The sequence below is a fragment of the Yersinia enterocolitica genome (genome assembly GCA_002082245.2).
Classification (GTDB): domain Bacteria; phylum Pseudomonadota; class Gammaproteobacteria; order Enterobacterales; family Enterobacteriaceae; genus Yersinia; species Yersinia enterocolitica_E.
On record NBTC02000002.1, the window covers coordinates 4,493,086 to 4,512,946 of the forward strand.

Here is a 19,861-nt window from a genome sequence, read left to right on the forward strand (position 1 = left end):
AAACCGAGATACCGTTGAAGACGGCACTATCACCCAGTAGGGACGTTGTTCCCTGTTTCGCCGTTGGATAATAAATTAAGCTATCAAGTTGGCGCTGGCGTTGAGTGTCATTGAATGAAATGTGAGTAACCGCTGTTTGCCAGCCATAACTGACCATCGGGAAAAACAGCAAAAAACAGAAGCACAGCACAGCATTTTTCATGATTTAATATCCTGACTGATTGAGTTATTTGTCACCTTAGAGGGAAGAGCATTTAGCCGCGACCTCGATCATGATCCAGTCCCTGAACCTGCTTGTTTTCGCTTATCTGGCTGTCTACACTACAAAACCGTTATTCACGATATCCACTTGTTAAGGCAAGGGTTATGCCACTGATCCCCGTCTCTTTTCTGTTATCAATTTTATGTATTGGTTTGTTTTATCATTTGATTAAATCCGGTAAGCAGAGAGGATTCTTACTGCTGCTATTGCTGGTTTGTGCATTACAAAGCGGGTTGATTGGCTTGCGCTATGGCTATCATCTTGCCCTGTTTAATGGCTTACAACCTATCGTCGCTATGACTATCCCCCCGCTGACTTATTTAGCACTCCTCAGTACAACCGGGGAGAGGAGGGCGGGTATTCGCCAGCTTGGGATACATGCTTTAGGCCCTATCGGTACGGCAATTTGTGTCTGGATCGCGCCGCAGTGGCTCGATGCAATGGTCATTATCAGTTATTTGTCTTATGGCCTTGCGGTGCTGGTTTACTTGCGCCCTGGTGAGGATCGTTTGCAACAGATCTCTGTGGAAAGAATTTGGCTTAGCTACCGGTTATGGCTTCTGATGGCTATCTTGCTGATTGGGTCGGGGGTGGGCGATATCATTATCAGTGCTGACTATGCATTTTTTGCCGGAAATCAGGCTGGGTTAATAGCCAGCTTGAGCAACCTTTTGATTACGTTGGCAATGTGCTACACCCTAGCGACCAGCGCACATCGTGAAGAGCCGATTGCTGCGGTGTCGGCTGAGTTGGCGGTAATGGATGATAAGCCATTAGCTGAATCGCTGGAGGCGCTTTTCTCTGTCATCTTATTGACCTTAAAGAAAAATAATCTGTATCTGGAGAGTCAACTCAACTTATCAACGTTGGCGCGCAAAGTTGGTGTTGCCCCGCGCAAAGTGTCGCAGGCCATTAATCAGCAAACGGGGCAAAATGTTTCGCAATACGTTAATCAGTTGCGGGTCGATCATGCCGCGATGCTATTGATGCGTACGGAGCTGCTAGTGATCGATATTATGCTAGAGGCGGGGTTCCAGACTAAATCAAATTTTAATCGCGAGTTTATGCGAGTTAAGGGCATTACCCCATCGCAATGGCGTGAAAACAAGCCCTCACTGGGGGCGGAATAAGATTTTATTATCCGTAACTCAGTCAGCCTCTTTTTGTGGTGGTTTTGGCGTGCGACGCTACCACGCCAGCAACGGATTATTAACGCGCCAGTCGAGTAGAAACAACGCTGATGAGATGAACATGGCGTGTAGACTATTCCGAAATAGTCGTTTTGAGCCAATAAATACGTGGTTTCCCTTATTTATTACGGTAAGGTCGCTCAATAGTAGTCAAAAAGAGGGGAAATAAATGTATTTACGGCCAGATGAAGTGGCTAAGGTCCTGGAGAATGCCGGTTTTGATCGGGATTATACGGTTGATCAGGCTTACGGTTATCGTAAAGCGGAGCATTACGTTTATGTTAACCGTGAAGCCCGAATGGGCAGGACAGCATTGGTTATTCACCCAGCGCATAAAGATAAAAGCTTGTTGTTTGCCACACCCACGGCAACTATTCGTATCAGTGATAAGTATGTGGAGTTTCCGCTCTATCTGGCCGGTGAAGCTGATGACCGCTACGGTATTGCCCACGGTTTTAGCTCAAGAGAAATGTTATTGCGTTATCTAAACAGTATGTACCCGTAAAACTAGCTCGACTTGGCGCAATAAATGTCACCGCGCCGTAGCGCCAGAATCAATGCAATACGGCGTCAGCTTCCTGATTAAACTGCATATTATATTGTCGGCGGAATTGCGCCAATTCAAAGGCATCTAAATCCAGTTCTGCGAAATAGAACAAAGCCGCTTCGGTATGTTCGGCCGTTAGCATTGGGGATATATGTGAGCGAATCAGCGTATTGCGCCATTGCATCACATTTTCATCGGAAGAGTCTTTGATAAAGGTTTGGTAAATAAAGACCAGATAAGCTGCCTTTCTCACATCCTCGGCATAGCCATTGCTGGTGGAGCGGATAAACATTTGTGTCTGACGTTGCCCCATCTCTTGCAACATGGATTCAATGTAAATCGGTTTTATCTTCAGTAAATTGGCCAGTGTATCCACCGCTTTGCGGGTATCTGATGTCAACACACGGTAGCCGACAATAAAAACTACGATCAAAACAGCAATAATTATCCACGTCATTGAATGTTTCTTTGCGCCATAAAAGGTGTAATTGACAACGTAAAATTATCTGGCTGTTAAATCGCCTGAGTAGATAAAGTCAACGAAGTGTTTAAGGGTTATCGCCACTGAAATTATCGCTATTTTGTTGCTGATTATTCAGATGATGATTGAAAGCGGCAGCATCTTTCGCCAGAGCATCAAGATGTGCACCTAACACTTTAATCTGCCTAACTAATGAATGTTGTTCTGGCAAGGTGTTGGCAGTATTAAGCTTTCTAAGCAACATATCATTTTTAGCACGCAATGCTGTTTCCCGTGCTTTTGACTGCTCCAGTTCATGTTGCAATGCATTGTAGCTTGCCTGCCATGTCTGATGCTGCTTCTCAAAAGTTGACTGCAACTCACTCATTGCATTAAGAAACTGTACTTCAAGCTCACGCATTGTCATTGCTTTTCCTTTATGACGGCTTCCGATTTTCATTGGCATTATAACGAAGTCTGAGCATAACCTCACCCGCTAGAATCTGTCTTTCTATCCCGGCACAGGATGCCACCGGACGATGTATGACAGTTGGTTTTATACCCGTCATACTTCAAACTGCATGTGCGTTGGCTGCCATCACTCACCCAGGTCATTGAGTTATTTCAACTCCGTGGGTTCATTTCGTTGCTGCCTTCCTGCAACTTGAATTATTTAGGGTATATCATAATTTATGCACGATTTGTTTTTATCATTCATTTAATACTTAAAATAAATAAGCCTTGCTATTAATATCTCAGCATGCGTTAATAGCTTCATCGGTTTGTAGCACAGACCTATTTATGTAAGCCATTTAAGTAAAGCAGTTCCTAGTTAAAGCGATATTTTTTAGACATCACTTCTCCGACGAATTTCCTTCTTTAGTGCCCCCATAAGTAACTCTTGATCAGCAGACCACAATTGCCACGTTTTGGCACAAATAATGAAGGAAATATCTCTATGTCTAATAAAATGACTGGTTTAGTAAAATGGTTTGACGCTGGTAAAGGTTTTGGTTTTATTTCTCCTGCTGACGGTAGCAAAGATGTATTCGTACATTTCTCTGCAATCCAGGGCACTGATTACAAAACTCTTGATGAAGGCCAGAACGTAGAGTTCAGCATCGAGCAAGGCCAGAAAGGCCCTTCAGCTGTAAACGTAGTAGCACTGTAATTTACACTGCTATCTATCACGTTTAGCTGTAATTAAATCTGGCTCAGGTCAGATTTTTTTTGGTAAACGTATTGTTGGTAAAAAGTATTGTTGGAAAGTTGCGATAGCGATGATGGCCTAAGCCGGAGCAGACAATAATATCCTCAATAATATTATTCTTATCTCTAAAATAAGATTAACCAACAACCTAAAAACCTCGCCACGGCGGGGTTTTTAGTTTTCTAAAATCGTCGATATTGATTCATTACTCTGGAATATCCCCCTTAGTTATATTTAAATTTCCGCCGATACACCGCAGGTGTGATCCCTACTTTTTGGCGAAATGCATTTCTAAAACCTTCAATGGTCTGAAATCCGCAATATTCGGCAATCCTCGCAATACTCATCTGATCCCTTTCTAGTAATTCTTTCGCTTTGTGCATTCTCTCGTGCTGTAACCATATTTTGGGTGATTGGCCCGTGGCGGCAGAAAAATGCCGTAAAAATGTCCTGTCACTGAGCGCCAATTCGGCGGCCATTTGGCTGACACTCCAATTTTGGGCCAGTTGCCCGCGCACTTGCTGCATCATTTTTGCCATATCCCGATGCGTTTCTTTGGCAAGCGGCAGCGGAATAAATTGCTGTTGCCCGCCCCGTCGCTGGGGAGCCATGACTAACCGCTGTGCTACCTGATTGGCGATTTTAGCCCCAAAATCACGGGTAATCAGATGTAAGCAGGCATCAATACCGGCACTGCTACCCGCAGAGGTGATAATTTGCCCCTCATCTACATACAAGACATTGGCATCGACATGAATGTCAGGATAGTGTTGTGCCAGATAATCGGTATAGCGCCAGTGAGTTGTGGCGCTTTTCCCCTGTAATAACCCCGCAGCCGCCAGTACAAAAACGCCAGAACAGATGGATATAATGCGTGCACCACGTGCAACTGCTTGCTGCAAAGCCTCGGTAAGTGCTGTTGGAGGGAGGGCGTCAGGGCTGCGCCAACCGGGTATCACAATGGTTTTAGCCTGTTCCAGTAGGGACAAATCGGTATCAACTTGAATATGTAGGCTGCCATTGGCCGTAGTGATGTGTTGTTCTACACCGACCACTTGGTGCCGGTACCAGGGAAAATCAAATTCAGGGCGAGCTAAACCAAATATTTCCTGCGCAATACCAAACTCAAATAGGCACAATCCGTCGTAAGCCAGCGTCACCACTAATCCCGGCTCCTCCGTTGGTCTGTTGGCAGATATTGATGCAGTTGAAATATTCATTGGCGTATCTCAGTGGTTTATTGTCATTTCTGCCACTGTAATCGGCTAATGCCATTTCATAAAGTGATGCTTCATAATATTGAATGGAGAAATCATATGAGCAGTTTAGTCAGTCAGATCCCAGCGGCTTGTGCAGAACGCGCATTACAGTACTTTTCCCAGCGTTTAGCATTTGAAACTGATTGCTCAGATGTCTATACCAGCCAGCAGCAAGGTAATGTAGATTTTGTGTTGGTAGATGTGCGTAGTGAGGCGGCGTTTGCCACGCTACACCTACCGGGAGCTATCAATATTCCTCATCGATTAATGGATACCACTTTGCTTTCACTCTATCCGCCAGAGACATTATTTGTGATTTACTGTGCTGGTCCCCACTGCAACGGTGTTCACCGCGCCGCCGTTAATTTGAGCAAACTTGGCTATGCGGTTAAAGAGATGATAGGAGGTGTCACCGGCTGGCGTGATGAGGGGTTACCGCTGCACACGAAAATCACGGACATAGATAAACCCAGGGATCCAGTGAGCTGTGGCTGCAATATTTGAATATAAAAGTGCTTTTTCTCCTGCGATGGACAACCACTGCTATTATTCTTGGCGTTCATTATAGGTTAGCTGATAGAGTAATCGTGTTTACTCATTGCAGGAATTCTGTATGCGTTCTATTTATCTGTGGATAGTCGTAGTGGCTATTAGCATTACGGCGCTCATATCTCAGCTCAGCTTCTTTTTTATTGAACCTCAAATGGGGAACAGTGAAGGGAAAGTTTTAGTGCTTAAACGCATTCCTAAGATGGATTTTATCGATAGCCCTCGGGGATACTGTCAGCGCCAATATCCTACAGAAGACTATTCACGCTGCGAGCCAAAAATCCTCCCTTCGCTTTTGGAGAGTACTCAAGTTTTGTATGAGTTGCCGTTTAGCGCTTATTTTTACGAGATGACCTACCAGCCTAATGGTTAAGTATTCACTGTAAATTTGTGTGTTCGCTAGAATAGCTACTGCATATTGTGAATTTTAATATACGTGTAAGTAGTATAGTTTCATTACTTTAATATTTATCGCATAAAGGATTTAGCGGTGAATTAGATGGAGGTTATGATATCCAGGTATCGGTGTGGTTTTGTCAGATATCGCAACGGCATTACGTAACAGAAATAAATGTAATAATATGGGTGCTATTCTGCGGGTATTATTCTAATTGGGATTGGGAGCATTATTTATTACCAGTATATTAATCCGAACTGGCGACAGAGCGGCTTCGTGCATGAAATGATTTACAGGTGTCCGAAAATCCAGCTACACCCGATGTTGATCGTGACAAGGTCTGTGATATGTCCATCGATATGTATACCCAGATATTCAAGTATTTTACCTTCAAGGTGGGTGGGCGTGTAAAGGGCTGTGAGGGATAATCTGTGTCAGAAAAATTATTCTGGTGCGAAAGAATGTCTACTCAATCACTCTCTTTCTCTCATTATTATGATAGATTTCCCTCAATGGGTAATAATTCCCGATTGGAACTTATCTTAATATCCTCGCAGTGTTCCGATGCTTGACGGAAAAATAAAAATTGCACCAATGGCTCGATAATTAATCTTCTTGATTGAAAATAACGCGGCCATGAATTAATAGGCTATATCTCTTGGTTTGTGGGTACTAATCGGCGAATCTTGTTGCAAGGCGATATTATAAGGAATATATCGACTATTTCATTTACTATCTTTGTCGTTTTTATAGATGTAGATCAATTTTATTTATAATCAATTTTAGATCTGTCTTGTTTTTTTTTGATTTACCTCATCTAAACCTGATTTTTGTTAGTTGAATGCTGTTAAGTTCTAACTAAAGTTGTGAAATTGGTCTTTAATACTAAAAAAGACATCTATTACCCATATTAATGTTTAGTGCTACGCTTAATTATTTGTTGAATCTTTGCCTGACAGGCAATGCCCTATATTCACTGGCTAATTTATCAAAGGATGATTCATGTCTAAACGTCTATGGCTCCGAACTACCTTACTCACAGCCGCCCTACTCAGTGTTTTTTCTGTTCCCGTTAGTGCCGCAACACATACACTGCAACTGGCTATCGGTGATGAACCCACCGAAGGCTTTGACCCAATGCTAGGCTGGAGTCATGGCAGTTATCTGCTATTGCATAGCCCGTTGCTAAAACAAAATGAAGATCTTAGCTGGAATAATTTTCTGCTGAGCCAGTATAAAACCAGCAACGACGGTAAAACCTGGACTCTGACGCTCAAGCCGGGCCTCAAATTCTCTGATGGATCTCCTCTGACGGCCAAAGATGTGGTGTTTACCTATAACAATGCTGCTGCCAGTGGCGGTAAAGTCGATATGGGTAATTTCCTCCGCGCCGAAGAAATCGATCCCCTCAATATTCGAATCCAATTGAAAGCGCCACAAAGTACTTTTGTAAATGTGTTGGGATCGCTGGGGATCGTTTCTGCTGATAAATATAATGCCAAAACCTATGCACAAAACCCTATTGGTGCTGGCCCGTACCGTTTGGTGAGCTTCCAACCTGGTCAGCAAATGATCGTGGAAGCCAATCCTCATTATGCCGGTAATAAGAATGATTTCGATAAACTGATTTTTGTTTTTCTTGATGAAGACAGTGCCTTTGCCGCGGCGCAAAGTGGGCAGTTAGGGGTCGTCCGCATTCCACCATCGATGGCGGCAGGTCCGGTCAATAACATGAAGTTATGGGTGCGGCCAAGTGTAGAAAACCGTGGCATCGTGTTCCCGACCACTCCGGCGGGTAAGAAAGATGCTCAGGGTTATCCGATTGGTAATGATGTAACGGCTAATGTTGCTATCCGCCGTGCCATTAACTATGCCATTAACCGCCAACTCCTGGCCGACCAAATTATGGAGGGTCATGCTATTCCTGCCTATACAGGTGTACAGGGGCTGCCATGGAATAACCCAGATTCGGCCATTAAAGATGGTGATAGCGAAAAAGCCAAACAGATATTAGAACAGGCCGGTTGGGCGCTGAACAGTGAGGGTATTCGAGAAAAAAGTGGGGTGCCGGCCAAAATCACGCTTTGGTATACCAGCGGTGATACTACGCGCCGCGATTTAGCCCAGGCGCTGCGTTCGATGCTGAAACCTATTGGTGTTGATGTTGATTTGAAATCCGGTAGCTGGGAAACCGTTGAACGTAATATGCATGCTAACCCCACGTTGTTTGGCTGGGGTAGCCTTGATCCCATGGAGCTGTACCATCACTACAGCAGTAAAGCTGCCGGTGTTGAATATTATAATCCAGGCTACTACCAGAATCCGGTAGTTGATAAACATCTGCAACAGGCACTGGATGCGCCAACCTGGGAACAAGCAGTGCCATTTTGGCAACAGGTTGATTGGGATGGAACGACCGGTGCCGGTATTCGCGGTGATGCGGCGTGGGCGTGGTTATTGAATATTCAGCATACTTACCTGGCTAATGATTGCGTTGATTTAGGTAAGGGGGCACCGGAAATCCATGGTTCCTGGTCACTGCTTAATAGCCTGGATAGCTGGAAATGGACCTGTCAGTAATGAAGGGGGTCTCGCTATTTACTCTGCGTTTAATTTGCCTGCTGCTAATCACCGCAGTAGGCACTTTTACGCTGCTGAGTTTTTCCCCGGTAGACCCAATACGCGCCTATATTGGCAGTGAGCTGCTGCATGTTCCACCGGAACAATATCCGCTGATTGCGGCGCGGTGGGGGTTGGATCTGCCTTTGTGGCAGCGTTTTCTGCATTGGTTTACTCAGGTTTTGCAAGGTGATTTGGGTTACTCCATGCTGTATAACGCGCCGGTCTCACAGGTCATTGGTGAACGTTTTGCCACCTCGTTTGCGTTACTGCTTTCGGCATGGCTATTCTCCGGCATTGTTGGGCTACTGCTGGGGCTGACTGCGGGGCGTTATCTTAATCGCTGGCCTGATCGTTTGATCTCAACCCTGTCATATTTATTAGCTTCGCTACCCACTTTCTGGATTGGTTTATTGTTGCTGTCATTATTTGCGGTGAAGCTGAATTGGGCGCCGATTTGCTGTGCATGGGCACCTGGAAGCAATGCTGAAACAGCCAGTTGGAGCGACAAACTGCGTCATCTCATTCTGCCGATGCTGGCCTTGGGATTATTGGGGGTTGGCAATATTGCGTTGCATACCCGCGCCAGGGTTGCTGAGGTGATGAATAGCGAGTTTATCCGCTATGCACGTGCTCAGGGAGATAAGGGCTGGTCATTGGTTCACTTCCATATTTTACGCCATGCCATTACGCCAGCGCTTTGTCTGCAATTTGCCTCTGTGGGGGAATTACTGGGTGGCTCGCTATTAGCGGAGAAAGTTTTTGCCTATCCCGGCTTAGGGCAAGCCACTATTGATGCCGGGCTTCACGGCGATATTCCGTTACTGATGGGGATCGTCATGTTTTGCGCCATATTGGTCTTTTGCGGTAACAGCGTTGCCAACGCACTGTTACACCGCTTAAATAGGGGAGCTGCGCGGCAATTATGACTTATAACCCAAACCGGGCGTTGTTTCGGCTGTTCGTTTCATTGGCGCTATTACTCATTTTAATTGTTTATGGCTGGGTTATTTATCCCATTGAAGTTCCGATGGATCTGATGGCGCGCCGCCAGCCGCCATCACCGGTTTATTGGTTTGGTACTGATAGTCTGGGGCGCGACTTGTGGTTGCGCTGTTTTCAGGGCATGACAACCAGTTTACAAATTGGCCTGATTGCTGCTTTTGCCAGTGGGCTGCTGGCGATGCTCACTGCCAGTTTGTGTGCTATCAATAAAACGCTGGATTATATCATTCGCGGATTAATTGACAGTATGTTGGCATTGCCCCACTTGCTGTTATTGGTGCTGATCTGCTTCACTTTGGGGGGCGGGAAACAAGGCGTTATTCTGGCGGTAGCCCTCACCCATTGGCCAAAGCTTGCCCTGATTTTACGCGCAGAAATCTTACGTATTCGCGAGACTGATTATGTGATGTTGTCTCATCGGTTGGGTAACAGTAATTTTTACCGTTGGCGTCATCATCTGCTACCGTTATTACTGCCACAATGGATTGTTGGCACACTGTTGATGTTTCCCCATGCGGTGTTACACAGCGCAGCGCTCAGTTTTCTTGGGTTTGGGCTGTCACCTCATGAGCCGTCGTTGGGGATCTTATTAGCGGATGCACTGCGTTACCTGAGCAGTGGGGCATGGTGGCTGGCTTTTTTCCCTGGCCTGATTTTGGTGGGATTGGTATTAGTATTTGACCAGTTTGCCCGGTCGCTGCAACAACTCTGGGTGAGGATAACCTGATGTTGAAATTTGCAAAATTTGCTATTGATGTTGCTCATTACCGCTGGCTGGGGCGAAAAACCTGGCATCCTCTGCTGAGTAATATTTCTTTGGAGGTGAATCCGGGGGAACTGGTGGCGTTAGTTGGCGGTAGCGGTGAAGGCAAAAGTCTGTTGTTACAAAGTGCATTGGGTTTATTGCCAGACAATATGCGTTGTCATGGCGAGATTATCCTTGATGGTGAGGTGTTGTGCGCCCAAGACAAAATTGAACGGCGCGGAAAAACGTTATGTTACGTCCCTCAAGGGGTCAGTGCGCTAAATCCATTAATTAAAGTCGGCTCACAAATGACCCGCGCCGCGCAGCTTAGTGGTGTAAAACTGCGGCTAGAAGATGTGGCAATGCAACTGCAAACCTACAATCTTGCGCCAGGGTTGGTGCATGACTTCCCTCGCCAACTCTCTGGCGGCATGGCAAAACGGGTGCTGACCAGTTGTGCCACCCTGACCAATGCCCGCTATATTTTGGCTGATGAAGTGACCTCGTGGCTCGATGATGAGCATGCCTGCCAGTTACTGACTCACCTGCGGGCTTTTTGCCAACAAGGGCGGGGCATTTTATGGGTAACTCATGATCTGGCATTGGCGGCACGTTTTGCCGATAAGATTGCGGTGTTACATCAGGGTAAGCTACATGAGACGCTGAGTGCTGAAGAATTGAAGAATAACGGTGGTAGCCCCTGGCTACAGTCACTATGGGCGGCGCTACCGGAGCAACAATTTGTCAGTCAGCACATAGCCTTGTCGGAGGTGGGCGAATATGTTTAGTGTCGATAATCTGACGGTGGTTCAAGGTGGCAAACTGTTGTGGGATAGCATCTCATTTTCTCTAACAGCCGGAGAGCGCTTAGGTATTTCGGCTCCCAGTGGTTTTGGTAAAACGACCCTTGGCCGGGTATTAGCACAATGGCAGTCAGCCACTTCCGGCCAGATTTTGCTCGGTGGCGCGCCACTGGCAAAAAAAGGTTATTGTCCTATTCAGTTAGTGCCACAGCATCCAGAACAAAGTTTCAATCCTTACCGGACTACGGGGGAGAGCTTGCATGATGCCTGGCGACCCGCAGCACATTGGCTTGAGCGGATGGCCGTTAATCCTGATTGGTTGAAGCGCCGGCCTGATGAATTGTCGGGGGGCGAGTTGGCGCGTATCGCACTATTGCGGGCACTGGATCCGCGCACCCGATACTTGATTGCCGATGAAGTAACGGCACAACTGGATGCACATGTTCAGGCACAAATTTGGCGCGTTTTATTAGACGAAGCGGCACACCGCCCATTGGGGCTCATTGTTTTCAGCCACAATAAATCCTTATTGGAAAAGGTGTGTTCACGTATATGGATACCAGAGCGTGAAAGTAAAATCCCTCTTTATCAAAAACCAGTGGTTAAGCCTCAAATTGGTTTGGCATTGATAAAAACAGGATGAGTTAATAACGGTAAATTAAAATGTAATCGATTAAATAATTATCTAGAGTGATAGTCACTCAATGTATGAGATGTTTTATTTCCAAGTGAAAATAGAATTATTGATTAGGATCATGTTCTGTTTAAATAATGATAAAAACGCGGGGTTATACAGTGGAGATGATAATTAACATCACGGTAAGATAACTTTACATAAATAAATTGAGATAGCGTTCAATATTAACTTGAAGTAGGTGGATATTCTATACACAGTGATTAGTATTTTAACGTATTCTTATCAGGCTAACACCCCTTAGGGTTTGTGTGATTTTGTTTCTGTCTCAGCATGCCGACTTAACATCTATTCTTGGTGGGAGTTCTGGTGTTCTTTATTTGTGATGAATATAAACCCGCATCATTTTACACCTAACTAATTGATTTTCAATTACATTTAATTACCCTACCCTCATCGCTACAGTGTTTTTTATCAAGTTGGTAATTAATGATGAATTTTCCAGTTTTTGGTCTATATTGGTTAGAGGTGTTTTTTTTATAGCAACATATTGATTTATAATTATCTATGCTACAAAAAGAACATACCGAAACTGAGCGCTGAATAAGGGATTGGTTAGCTATGGGAAGCAAACGTTTAATCGATTCATCCGTTTGTTGTTTACTGTGGATAAATGCAGTAATCCTTTTCTGTTTTAGTAAAAAAATATTAGCGGATGCCATTCACCTATTGATTGGCATAACTAAAAGCGGTAAAAAATACCCATCAAAAATTCATCATACAAATCAATCCAGCGGGATAACACCTTTATACACGATTGTAATATCTTGCTGTATAACGGGCGGCAGTCGTTCTTTCGATATTTTAAGTTGCAGCGCAAATGTCGGGCAGCATATTGAGGGTGGTTAAAACGCAAAATCAGAACTCAAATGAAGAATCTAACAAGATATGCAGGAGGATGCGCTTAAATTCTGAAATATACTAATTAACTGGCATCAAAAGCCTATTTTATCAGTAATAACAAGGGATAACCCTTTACTGACAAGGCAAATTAGAGGGCTAGCAGTTATAGAGCTAGTAGGTTGTTTTTCTCACTTTCACTTTCTTAACACCATACAGGAGGGCTTATGCAGCTCACCCCAAGAGAAGTTGAAAAACTCATGATCTACACGCTGTCTGATGTGGCGTTCAAACGCAAAGCGCGTGGCTTGAAACTCAATTATCCCGAAGCCGTTTCTATCATCACCGTGACTGCAATGGAAGGGGCCAGAGATGGCAAATCGGTAGAAGATGTCATGAAAGAAGCCAGCAAAGTTCTCACTAAAGATGATGTGATGGACGGGGTAGCTGATCTGATTCCGAATGTTCAGGTTGAGGCAATTTTTACTGACGGTAGCCGGTTGGTCACGGTGCACGATCCTATTAAATAACACCGATGGCAGCATGCGAGTAAAACCTGAACTGATTATTGCAGAGGATTAAAGCATGAGCGCAAAGAAAAGCACTAAAGATAATGCAGAACAGAATACCCCTCTCGGGGGCTGTATTTTAGCTGATACACCGATCACCTTTAATGAAAATAAGCCAGTAACCAAAGTTAAAGTTCGCAATACCGGTGACCGACCCATTCAAGTGGGGTCGCATTTCCACTTCTTCGAAGTTAACCGTGCACTGGAGTTCGACCGTGCTGCGGCTTATGGCAAGAGACTCAATATCTCCTCAACCACCGCAATTCGTTTTGAACCCGGTGATGAAACCGAAGTTCCGCTGATCCCTTTCGGTGGCAAGCAAACACTGTATGGCTTTAACAATCTGGTGGATGGTTGGACCGGTGAAGGCGTGGTGCCTAATAGCGAACGCCCAGATAAGCTAGAGGCTATCCGTCGTGCGGCTGAGCGTGGTTTCAAATCGTCTAAATGACACCTTTATAATATAGAAATTCACATACGTGTAATCAGCTATATATGTGTAATCAACTCTATAGTTACACGTACCGGAAAAAGAAAGGAGCGACAGATGCCTCAAATTTCTCGGCAAGAATACGCGGGTCTATTTGGCCCAACGACTGGCGATAAAATCCGTTTGGGTGACACCAATCTGTTTATCGAAATCGAAAAAGACCTGCGTGGATATGGTGAAGAGTCCGTTTACGGTGGTGGCAAGTCATTGCGTGACGGGATGGGGGCGAATAACCATCTGACCCGCGATAATGGTGTGCTGGATTTAGTGATAACCAACGTCACAATTGTTGATGCTCGTTTAGGGGTAATTAAGGCTGACGTCGGTATTCGCGATGGCAAAATTGCCGGTATCGGTAAAAGTGGTAACCCAGGTGTGATGGATGGGGTGACACCAGGAATGGTGGTCGGTGTCAGTACTGATGCCATTTCAGGTGAGCATTTGATTCTGACCGCTGCCGGTATTGATAGTCATATTCATTTAATCTCCCCACAGCAGGCTTATCATGCACTGTCCAACGGTGTGGCAACCTTCTTTGGTGGCGGGATTGGCCCAACCGATGGTACCAACGGGACAACTGTGACGCCGGGGCCATGGAATATTCGCCAGATGTTACGTTCTATCGAAGGTCTGCCTGTCAACGTGGGTATTCTGGGTAAAGGTAACTCCTACGGACGTGGTCCACTGCTGGAACAAGCCATTGCTGGTGTGGTTGGCTATAAAGTCCATGAAGACTGGGGTGCGACCGCCAATGCCCTGCGCCACTCATTGCGCATGGCAGATGAGATGGATATTCAGGTTTCGGTACATACCGACAGTTTGAACGAATGTGGCTATGTGGAAGATACCATTGATGCATTCGAAGGCCGCACTATTCACACCTTCCATACTGAAGGTGCGGGTGGGGGGCATGCACCCGATATTATCCGCGTCGCCAGCCAACCTAACGTGTTGCCAAGCTCAACCAACCCAACTCTACCATACGGTGTCAACAGTCAGGCTGAGTTGTTCGACATGATCATGGTATGTCATAACCTCAATCCAAATGTGCCAGCTGACGTCTCATTTGCTGAAAGCCGTGTGCGTCCGGAAACCATCGCAGCAGAAAACGTTCTGCACGATATGGGTGTTATCTCCATGTTCTCTAGTGACTCGCAAGCCATGGGGCGCGTCGGGGAAAACTGGCTACGTGTAATGCAAACCGCTAACGCGATGAAAGCATCACGCGGGAAATTACCAGAAGATGCACCGAATAACGATAACTTCCGTGTACTACGTTATGTGGCAAAAATCACTATTAACCCCGCAATTGCACAGGGTGTTAGCCATGTTATCGGCTCAGTCGAAGTAGGTAAAATGGCCGACCTGGTACTGTGGGATCCGCGCTTCTTCGGAGCTAAACCTAAAATGGTTATCAAAGGTGGCATGATCAACTGGGCGGCGATGGGTGACCCGAACGCATCATTACCAACGCCACAACCGGTATTCTATCGCCCAATGTTTGGTGCGATGGGCAAAACCCTGCAAGACACTTGCGTCACCTTTGTTTCCCAAGCCGCTCTCGACGATGGCGTGAAAGAGAAAGCTGGGCTGGAACGTCAGGTTATGGCGGTTAAAAACTGCCGTACCATCTCTAAACATGATCTGGTGCGTAATGATCAAACCCCCAATATTGAAGTGGACCCTGAAACCTTTGCGGTGAAAGTGGATGGCGTACATGCCACCTGTGAACCTATCGAAACAGCATCAATGAACCAGCGCTATTTCTTTGGTTAATAGGAAGTTTGGACGCTAATCCGTTACTTCAGAATTCAGCTTGCCCACAGTAAGTATTATTTAGTGCCAAGGAGGGGGCGCGTTTGGATGAATGATACAGAAAAGGATTTCATTACTGTGGGCAATCTGACACAGGCAAGGAGTCAACAACATGATTTTGATAGAGCACATTCTTGGCAATGTGAAAAAGGATCCGGTTTGGCAGGCGAAACTTAAAAATGCCACTGTTGATCTGTTGGTTTTGGATCAACGGGAAGCGCAAAAAAGCCGCTGCCGTAAATCCACCATGCAGGGGTTGGATCTCGGTATTTCTCTCGACAGGAACGTGGTACTTGCTGATGGTGATGTGCTGACATGGGATGAAGAAAGCAACGTAGCAGTAGTGGTGCAGATCCATTTGCGCGATGTGATGGTGATTGATTTGAGTGAACTGAAAAACCGTTCAGCGGATGAGTTGATTAAAACCTGCTTCGAACTGGGCCACGCATTGGGTAATCAGCATTGGAAAGCGGTGACTAAAAATAATGAGGTGTACGTACCTCTAACGGTTGCTACCACCATGATGGACTCGGTCATGCGAACACATGGCTTCCAGCACTTACCTTTCCGTTTTGTTAAAGGGGCAGAGATTCTGCCATTGCTGACCAACTCTGAAGCACGGCTGTTGTTTGGTGGCGCTGAAGACACTGATACCCATGTTCATGTTGCCAGCCCTCTGGATGAACCCCATGGTTCTGGCTTACATATTCACAGTATTCACTCTCATGGTGAAGGTCATAGCCATAGCCACGACCACGATCACAGTCATGGTGATCATGATAGCGACCATAAACACTGATTGAGGCAGGGAGGCACCGCAATGAATGCATCAGATCTGATTCGTATCATGCAATTTGGTGATTCCGTACTGCCGGTCGGGGCCTTTACGTTTTCCAATGGTGTGGAATCAGCCATTCAAACCGGCGTGGTTCATGACGTGCCCACATTAAAAGGCTTTGTCCTGACGGCGTTAAAGCAGGCAGCGAGCTGTGATGGTATGGGGGTTGTCGCGGCCCATCGGGCCGTAATGGCGGATGATAGTGATGGCATCATCCGTGCTGACTGGGCAGTAAATAATCGTAAGTTAAATGAAGAAAGCCGCTTGATGGCAACCCGAATGGGGAAAAAATTGGCGGAGATGTCTATCCATGTGGTGGAGCACCCGCTGATCAGTTGGTGGCTGGGGCAGATAAAAAGTGGCAATACCGCAGGCACCTATCCGGTGACTCAGGCGGTAGTTATGGCTGCACAAGGGATAAGGCAGCGGGAAGTGGTGGTTATGCATCAATACGGTGTAGCGATGACGATATTAAGTGCGGCTATGCGTTTGATGCGCGTGACCCATTTCGACACCCAGCGCATCTTGTTTGAGTTGAACCATGACATTGAGACGTTCTGTGATATTGCCGAGATAGGTGATATTGACCAGATGTCTTCTTATGTGCCGATTGTGGATGTATTGGCGGCGGTGCATGTGAAAGCACACGTCAGATTATTTAGTAACTAACTGATTAATAAATTGTATTCTGAGTGCTTGGTTTTGTATTAACCGAGTGCAGAGCTAAAGCCAGATCAAAATTAAGAGGATTACCCCGTGAATAGCCATTCAACCGATAAACGCAAAAAGATTACCCGCATTGGTATTGGTGGCCCGGTAGGTTCAGGTAAAACCGCCATCATCGAAGTGATCACCCCGATTCTGATTAAACGGGGGATTAAGCCACTGATTATTACTAATGACATTGTGACAACAGAAGATGCCAAGCAGGTGAAACGTACCCTGAAAGGCATTTTGGATGAAGAGAAAATCCTTGGGGTTGAAACTGGTGCCTGCCCGCATACCGCGGTGCGTGAAGACCCAAGCATGAATATTGCCGCAGTAGAAGAGATGGAAGAGCGTTTCCCGGACAGTGACCTGATTATGATTGAAAGTGGTGGTGACAACCTGACACTGACTTTCAGCCCGGCACTGGCTGACTTCTATATCTATGTTATCGATGTGGCTGAAGGGGAAAAAATTCCGCGCAAAAATGGCCCTGGACTGGTTCAGGCAGACATTCTGGTCATCAATAAGATTGATCTTGCCCCCTATGTCGGCGCTAGTTTGGATGTGATGGAAAGTGATACCAAAGTGGTGCGTGGTACGCGCCCTTATATTTTGACTAACTGTAAAACCGGTCAGGGGATTGAAGAGCTGGTGGATATGATTATGCGTGATTTTCTGTTTACTCACGTACAGCCTGAAGGAGCAAATGCATGACATCGCAGAGCCAGAATATCGTGGAGACACCTTCACGGGTTCGCGCTCACGCATTAGGTGTTAACGCGCCGGAATTAGCGAGATATCAGGATGAACCGGTGCAGATGCGTAGCGGGGCCGTAGGGAAAAGTGGTTATCTCAAACTGAGATTTGCCAAACGTGAGCATCGCAGTATTTTGGCCGAAATGGAAAGACGGGTGCCGTCGATGGTACAAAAAGCACTGTACTGGGATGAAGAAATGCCTGAATTACCTTGCGTCACCATGATTTCGACCTCGGGGTGTATTTTACAAGGGGACCGGCTGGCAACTGATATACATGTGGAGGCTGGAGCTTGCGCGCATGTTACCACACAGTCGGCCACCAAAGTTCATATGATGAATGCGAACTATGCCTCGCAGATACAGAATTTCACCGTGGAAGAGGGAGGCTATCTGGAGTTTATGCCGGACCCGCTGATCCCACATCGTAATTCACGTTTTATTACTGATACCACTATTAATATTCATCCGACGGCAAGCGCAATTTATTCAGAAATACTGATGTCAGGGCGTAAATACCATCATGCCGAAGAACGGTTCGGCTTTGATGTGTATTCGTCGAAAGTGGCGGCCCATGATTTGGCAGGAAAAGAGCTATTTGTTGAGAAATATGTTCTGGAGCCGAAGTCAGAGAGTCTTGATGCTGTTGGTGTGATGCAAACATTTGATGCTTTCGGCAACGTGATTTTATTAACCCCGAAAGAGCATCATGACCGCATTCTGGCTCGGGTGGCGGCCCATTTTGACATTAAAGCCGGTATCGCCAGTGGGGCAACACGCTTACCTAATGACTGTGGTTTAGTGTTTAAAGCACTGGGTATCGACAGCGGCGGAGTGAAGGCGGAGATTCGCCAGTTCTGGAAGATAGCTCGTGAGGAGATTCTTGGTATCACGCTGCCGGCGCAGTTTTTGTGGCGCTAATACTCAGGCTGGGTAATCAACATTATGGAGGCGAGGCCCAAGGATGGGCGAGTAACGAGAGCAGCAAGGCAGCAAACGAATGAATCCCGATGAGCTTACATCAGTAAGTGATTCGGGTGCGTGAGAGCAGCTAACACCGCTGCAGCTTCAAGTAAGAAGGGTAAAGATAATGAATGCAAAAACAGATAACCAATCTGGCTGGACACAACTGGCCGCTTCGAATGTTTTTATTGAATTTATTGATACAACTCTGCGTGGCTGTGCTCAGGTAATGTTCCAGAATAATCCACTCACCGGGCTATTCTTTTTTATTGCCATATTTGTCGGTGCTTATGGTGAAGGTAACCCGGCTGTTGCCTATGGCTGTGTGTTAGGTACGGTGGTTGCCACCCTTACCGGTTTAACCATGCGTGACCGTAAATCATGGCGTGCGGGGTTGTATGGCTATAATGGGTGCTTGGTTGGCGCGGCTCTCCCGACATTTTTAATGGCAACTCCGGTGGTATGGGCTTGCATTGTGCTAGGCAGTATCGTGTCGGTAATCGCCACCGTGTGTATTGCCGATATTTTAAAAACCTGGAAAGTCGCGGCATTAACGGCACCCTTCGTGTTCACCACTTGGATGATTCTGCTGGCAAGTTACGCCTTTAGCGGTTTGCACAGTAGCGCATTACCCACACCGGCTTTGCCACATCAATTTATATTGGAATCCGGGAGCATCTTTGGTGGCGGCAATACTTTTGTCAGCATGTTTAACGGTATTTCTCAGGTATTCTTATTCAGTAGCCTGGTCGGAGGGATTCTATTTGTTATCGGATTGGCGGTGGAATCTTTGTGGGCGGCTATTTTTGCCATTTGTGGTGCGATATTAGCCATCCTCACCGCCGCTTTTCTAGATGCTAATCCCCATGATATTAACGCCGGGCTTTATGCTTTCAGTGCGGTATTGACCGCGATAGCTCTGGGCTCGACCTTTAATAAACCCAGTTGGCGTGTGCTGGCTTACACCATTGTGGGGGTTATATTTACCGTGTTGGTTCAGGGGGCGCTGAATACCTTATTGTTACCGATTGGTATTCCAACACTGACCATGCCGTTTGTTTTAGCTTCATGGCTGTTCTTGGTTCCGAATAAAGATGTGATGCCAGCACATCGACAATAACTATTCCGCTCTGGACGTTTTGC

General features: G+C 46.1%; 21 protein-coding genes and 1 pseudogene. 19 read left to right on the forward strand and 3 right to left on the reverse strand.

The genetic code is table 11. The features are described from left to right. The first annotated feature begins 366 nt into the window (after nt 1-366). Both A6J66_021970 and A6J66_021975 read left to right on the forward strand, forming a co-directional pair. Nucleotides 367-1,392 carry an AraC family transcriptional regulator gene (locus A6J66_021970; GenBank protein ID PNM26579.1) on the forward strand — a complete coding sequence of 342 codons (1,026 nt, stop codon included), beginning with the start codon at nt 367-369 and terminating at the stop codon, nt 1,390-1,392. Nucleotides 1,393-1,621: 229 nt separating this feature from the next. Then, nucleotides 1,622-1,957, forward strand: coding sequence for a hypothetical protein (locus A6J66_021975; protein ID PNM26580.1), 336 nt, complete (start codon nt 1,622-1,624; stop codon nt 1,955-1,957). Between the two features lie 49 nt (nt 1,958-2,006). Here A6J66_021975 and A6J66_021980 read toward each other — a convergent pair whose 3' ends face one another. Beyond that, complete coding sequence (locus A6J66_021980; GenBank protein ID PNM26581.1) at nt 2,007-2,456, reverse strand: DUF1198 domain-containing protein; 450 nt, start codon at nt 2,454-2,456, stop codon at nt 2,007-2,009. A gap of 91 nt (nt 2,457-2,547) precedes the next feature. Next, on the reverse strand, nt 2,548-2,886 hold the full coding sequence (locus A6J66_021985) for an MbeD/MobD like protein (GenBank protein PNM26582.1): 339 nt from the start codon (nt 2,884-2,886) through the stop codon (nt 2,548-2,550). A 531-nt stretch (nt 2,887-3,417) separates the two neighbouring features. On the opposite strand from A6J66_021985, the gene A6J66_021990 reads away from it, so the two are divergent. After that, nucleotides 3,418-3,630 (forward strand): cold-shock protein, encoded by a 213-nt coding sequence (locus A6J66_021990; protein PNM26583.1) that lies wholly within the window; start codon nt 3,418-3,420, stop codon nt 3,628-3,630. 263 nt (nt 3,631-3,893) lie between these two features. Here A6J66_021990 and A6J66_021995 read toward each other — a convergent pair whose 3' ends face one another. Next, a complete protein-coding gene (locus A6J66_021995) occupies nt 3,894-4,889 on the reverse strand; it encodes a transcriptional regulator FtrA (protein ID PNM26584.1) in 996 nt (331 codons plus the stop codon). Between the two features lie 96 nt (nt 4,890-4,985). Between A6J66_021995 and A6J66_022000 the strand changes: the two genes are divergently transcribed. The 16 genes and pseudogenes from A6J66_022000 (at nt 4,986) to yut (ending at nt 19,838) form a co-directional block, all read left to right on the forward strand. Beyond that, nucleotides 4,986-5,432, forward strand: coding sequence for a rhodanese (locus A6J66_022000; GenBank protein PNM26585.1), 447 nt, complete (start codon nt 4,986-4,988; stop codon nt 5,430-5,432). A 109-nt stretch (nt 5,433-5,541) separates the two neighbouring features. Beyond that, nucleotides 5,542-5,850: a DNA-directed RNA polymerase subunit beta gene (locus tag A6J66_022005; GenBank protein ID PNM26586.1), complete on the forward strand. Its 309-nt coding sequence runs from the start codon at nt 5,542-5,544 to the stop codon at nt 5,848-5,850. A gap of 1,026 nt (nt 5,851-6,876) precedes the next feature. Continuing rightward, a complete protein-coding gene (locus A6J66_022010) occupies nt 6,877-8,454 on the forward strand; it encodes a nickel ABC transporter substrate-binding protein (GenBank protein PNM26587.1) in 1,578 nt (525 codons plus the stop codon). Further along, nucleotides 8,454-9,422 carry an ABC transporter permease gene (locus A6J66_022015; GenBank protein ID PNM26588.1) on the forward strand — a complete coding sequence of 323 codons (969 nt, stop codon included), beginning with the start codon at nt 8,454-8,456 and terminating at the stop codon, nt 9,420-9,422. The genes A6J66_022010 and A6J66_022015 overlap by 1 nt, the downstream gene beginning before the upstream one ends. Further along, nucleotides 9,419-10,225 (forward strand): ABC transporter permease, encoded by an 807-nt coding sequence (locus A6J66_022020; GenBank protein PNM26589.1) that lies wholly within the window; start codon nt 9,419-9,421, stop codon nt 10,223-10,225. The genes A6J66_022015 and A6J66_022020 overlap by 4 nt, the downstream gene beginning before the upstream one ends. Continuing rightward, the gene (locus tag A6J66_022025) at nt 10,225-11,031 is read left to right on the forward strand and encodes a peptide ABC transporter ATP-binding protein (protein ID PNM26590.1); all 807 of its coding nucleotides are present in this window, start codon (nt 10,225-10,227) and stop codon (nt 11,029-11,031) included. The genes A6J66_022020 and A6J66_022025 overlap by 1 nt, the downstream gene beginning before the upstream one ends. After that, nucleotides 11,024-11,689, forward strand: coding sequence for a nickel ABC transporter ATP-binding protein (locus A6J66_022030; GenBank protein PNM26591.1), 666 nt, complete (start codon nt 11,024-11,026; stop codon nt 11,687-11,689). The genes A6J66_022025 and A6J66_022030 overlap by 8 nt, the downstream gene beginning before the upstream one ends. A gap of 612 nt (nt 11,690-12,301) precedes the next feature. Beyond that, nucleotides 12,302-12,482: pseudogene (locus tag A6J66_022035) on the forward strand (hypothetical protein). Between the two features lie 325 nt (nt 12,483-12,807). Further along, nucleotides 12,808-13,110 (forward strand): urease subunit gamma, encoded by a 303-nt coding sequence (locus A6J66_022040; protein PNM26592.1) that lies wholly within the window; start codon nt 12,808-12,810, stop codon nt 13,108-13,110. A 55-nt stretch (nt 13,111-13,165) separates the two neighbouring features. Continuing rightward, the gene (locus A6J66_022045; GenBank protein PNM26593.1) at nt 13,166-13,600 is read left to right on the forward strand and encodes an urease subunit beta; all 435 of its coding nucleotides are present in this window, start codon (nt 13,166-13,168) and stop codon (nt 13,598-13,600) included. Nucleotides 13,601-13,696: 96 nt separating this feature from the next. Next, nucleotides 13,697-15,415, forward strand: a complete 1,719-nt coding sequence (locus A6J66_022050) for an urease subunit alpha (protein ID PNM26594.1) — start codon at nt 13,697-13,699, stop codon at nt 15,413-15,415. Between the two features lie 151 nt (nt 15,416-15,566). Continuing rightward, nucleotides 15,567-16,253, forward strand: a complete 687-nt coding sequence (ureE, locus tag A6J66_022055) for an urease accessory protein UreE (GenBank protein ID PNM26595.1) — start codon at nt 15,567-15,569, stop codon at nt 16,251-16,253. 21 nt (nt 16,254-16,274) lie between these two features. Further along, complete coding sequence (locus A6J66_022060; GenBank protein ID PNM26596.1) at nt 16,275-16,961, forward strand: urease accessory protein UreF; 687 nt, start codon at nt 16,275-16,277, stop codon at nt 16,959-16,961. Between the two features lie 87 nt (nt 16,962-17,048). Further along, entirely contained in the window at nt 17,049-17,714 is a 666-nt protein-coding gene (ureG, locus tag A6J66_022065) for an urease accessory protein UreG (protein PNM26597.1), read from the forward strand. Then, the gene (locus A6J66_022070; protein PNM26598.1) at nt 17,711-18,676 is read left to right on the forward strand and encodes an urease accessory protein UreD; all 966 of its coding nucleotides are present in this window, start codon (nt 17,711-17,713) and stop codon (nt 18,674-18,676) included. The genes ureG and A6J66_022070 overlap by 4 nt, the downstream gene beginning before the upstream one ends. 169 nt (nt 18,677-18,845) lie before the next feature. After that, nucleotides 18,846-19,838 carry an urea transporter gene (gene yut, locus A6J66_022075; GenBank protein PNM26599.1) on the forward strand — a complete coding sequence of 331 codons (993 nt, stop codon included), beginning with the start codon at nt 18,846-18,848 and terminating at the stop codon, nt 19,836-19,838. The last annotated feature ends 23 nt before the right edge of the window (nt 19,839-19,861 follow it).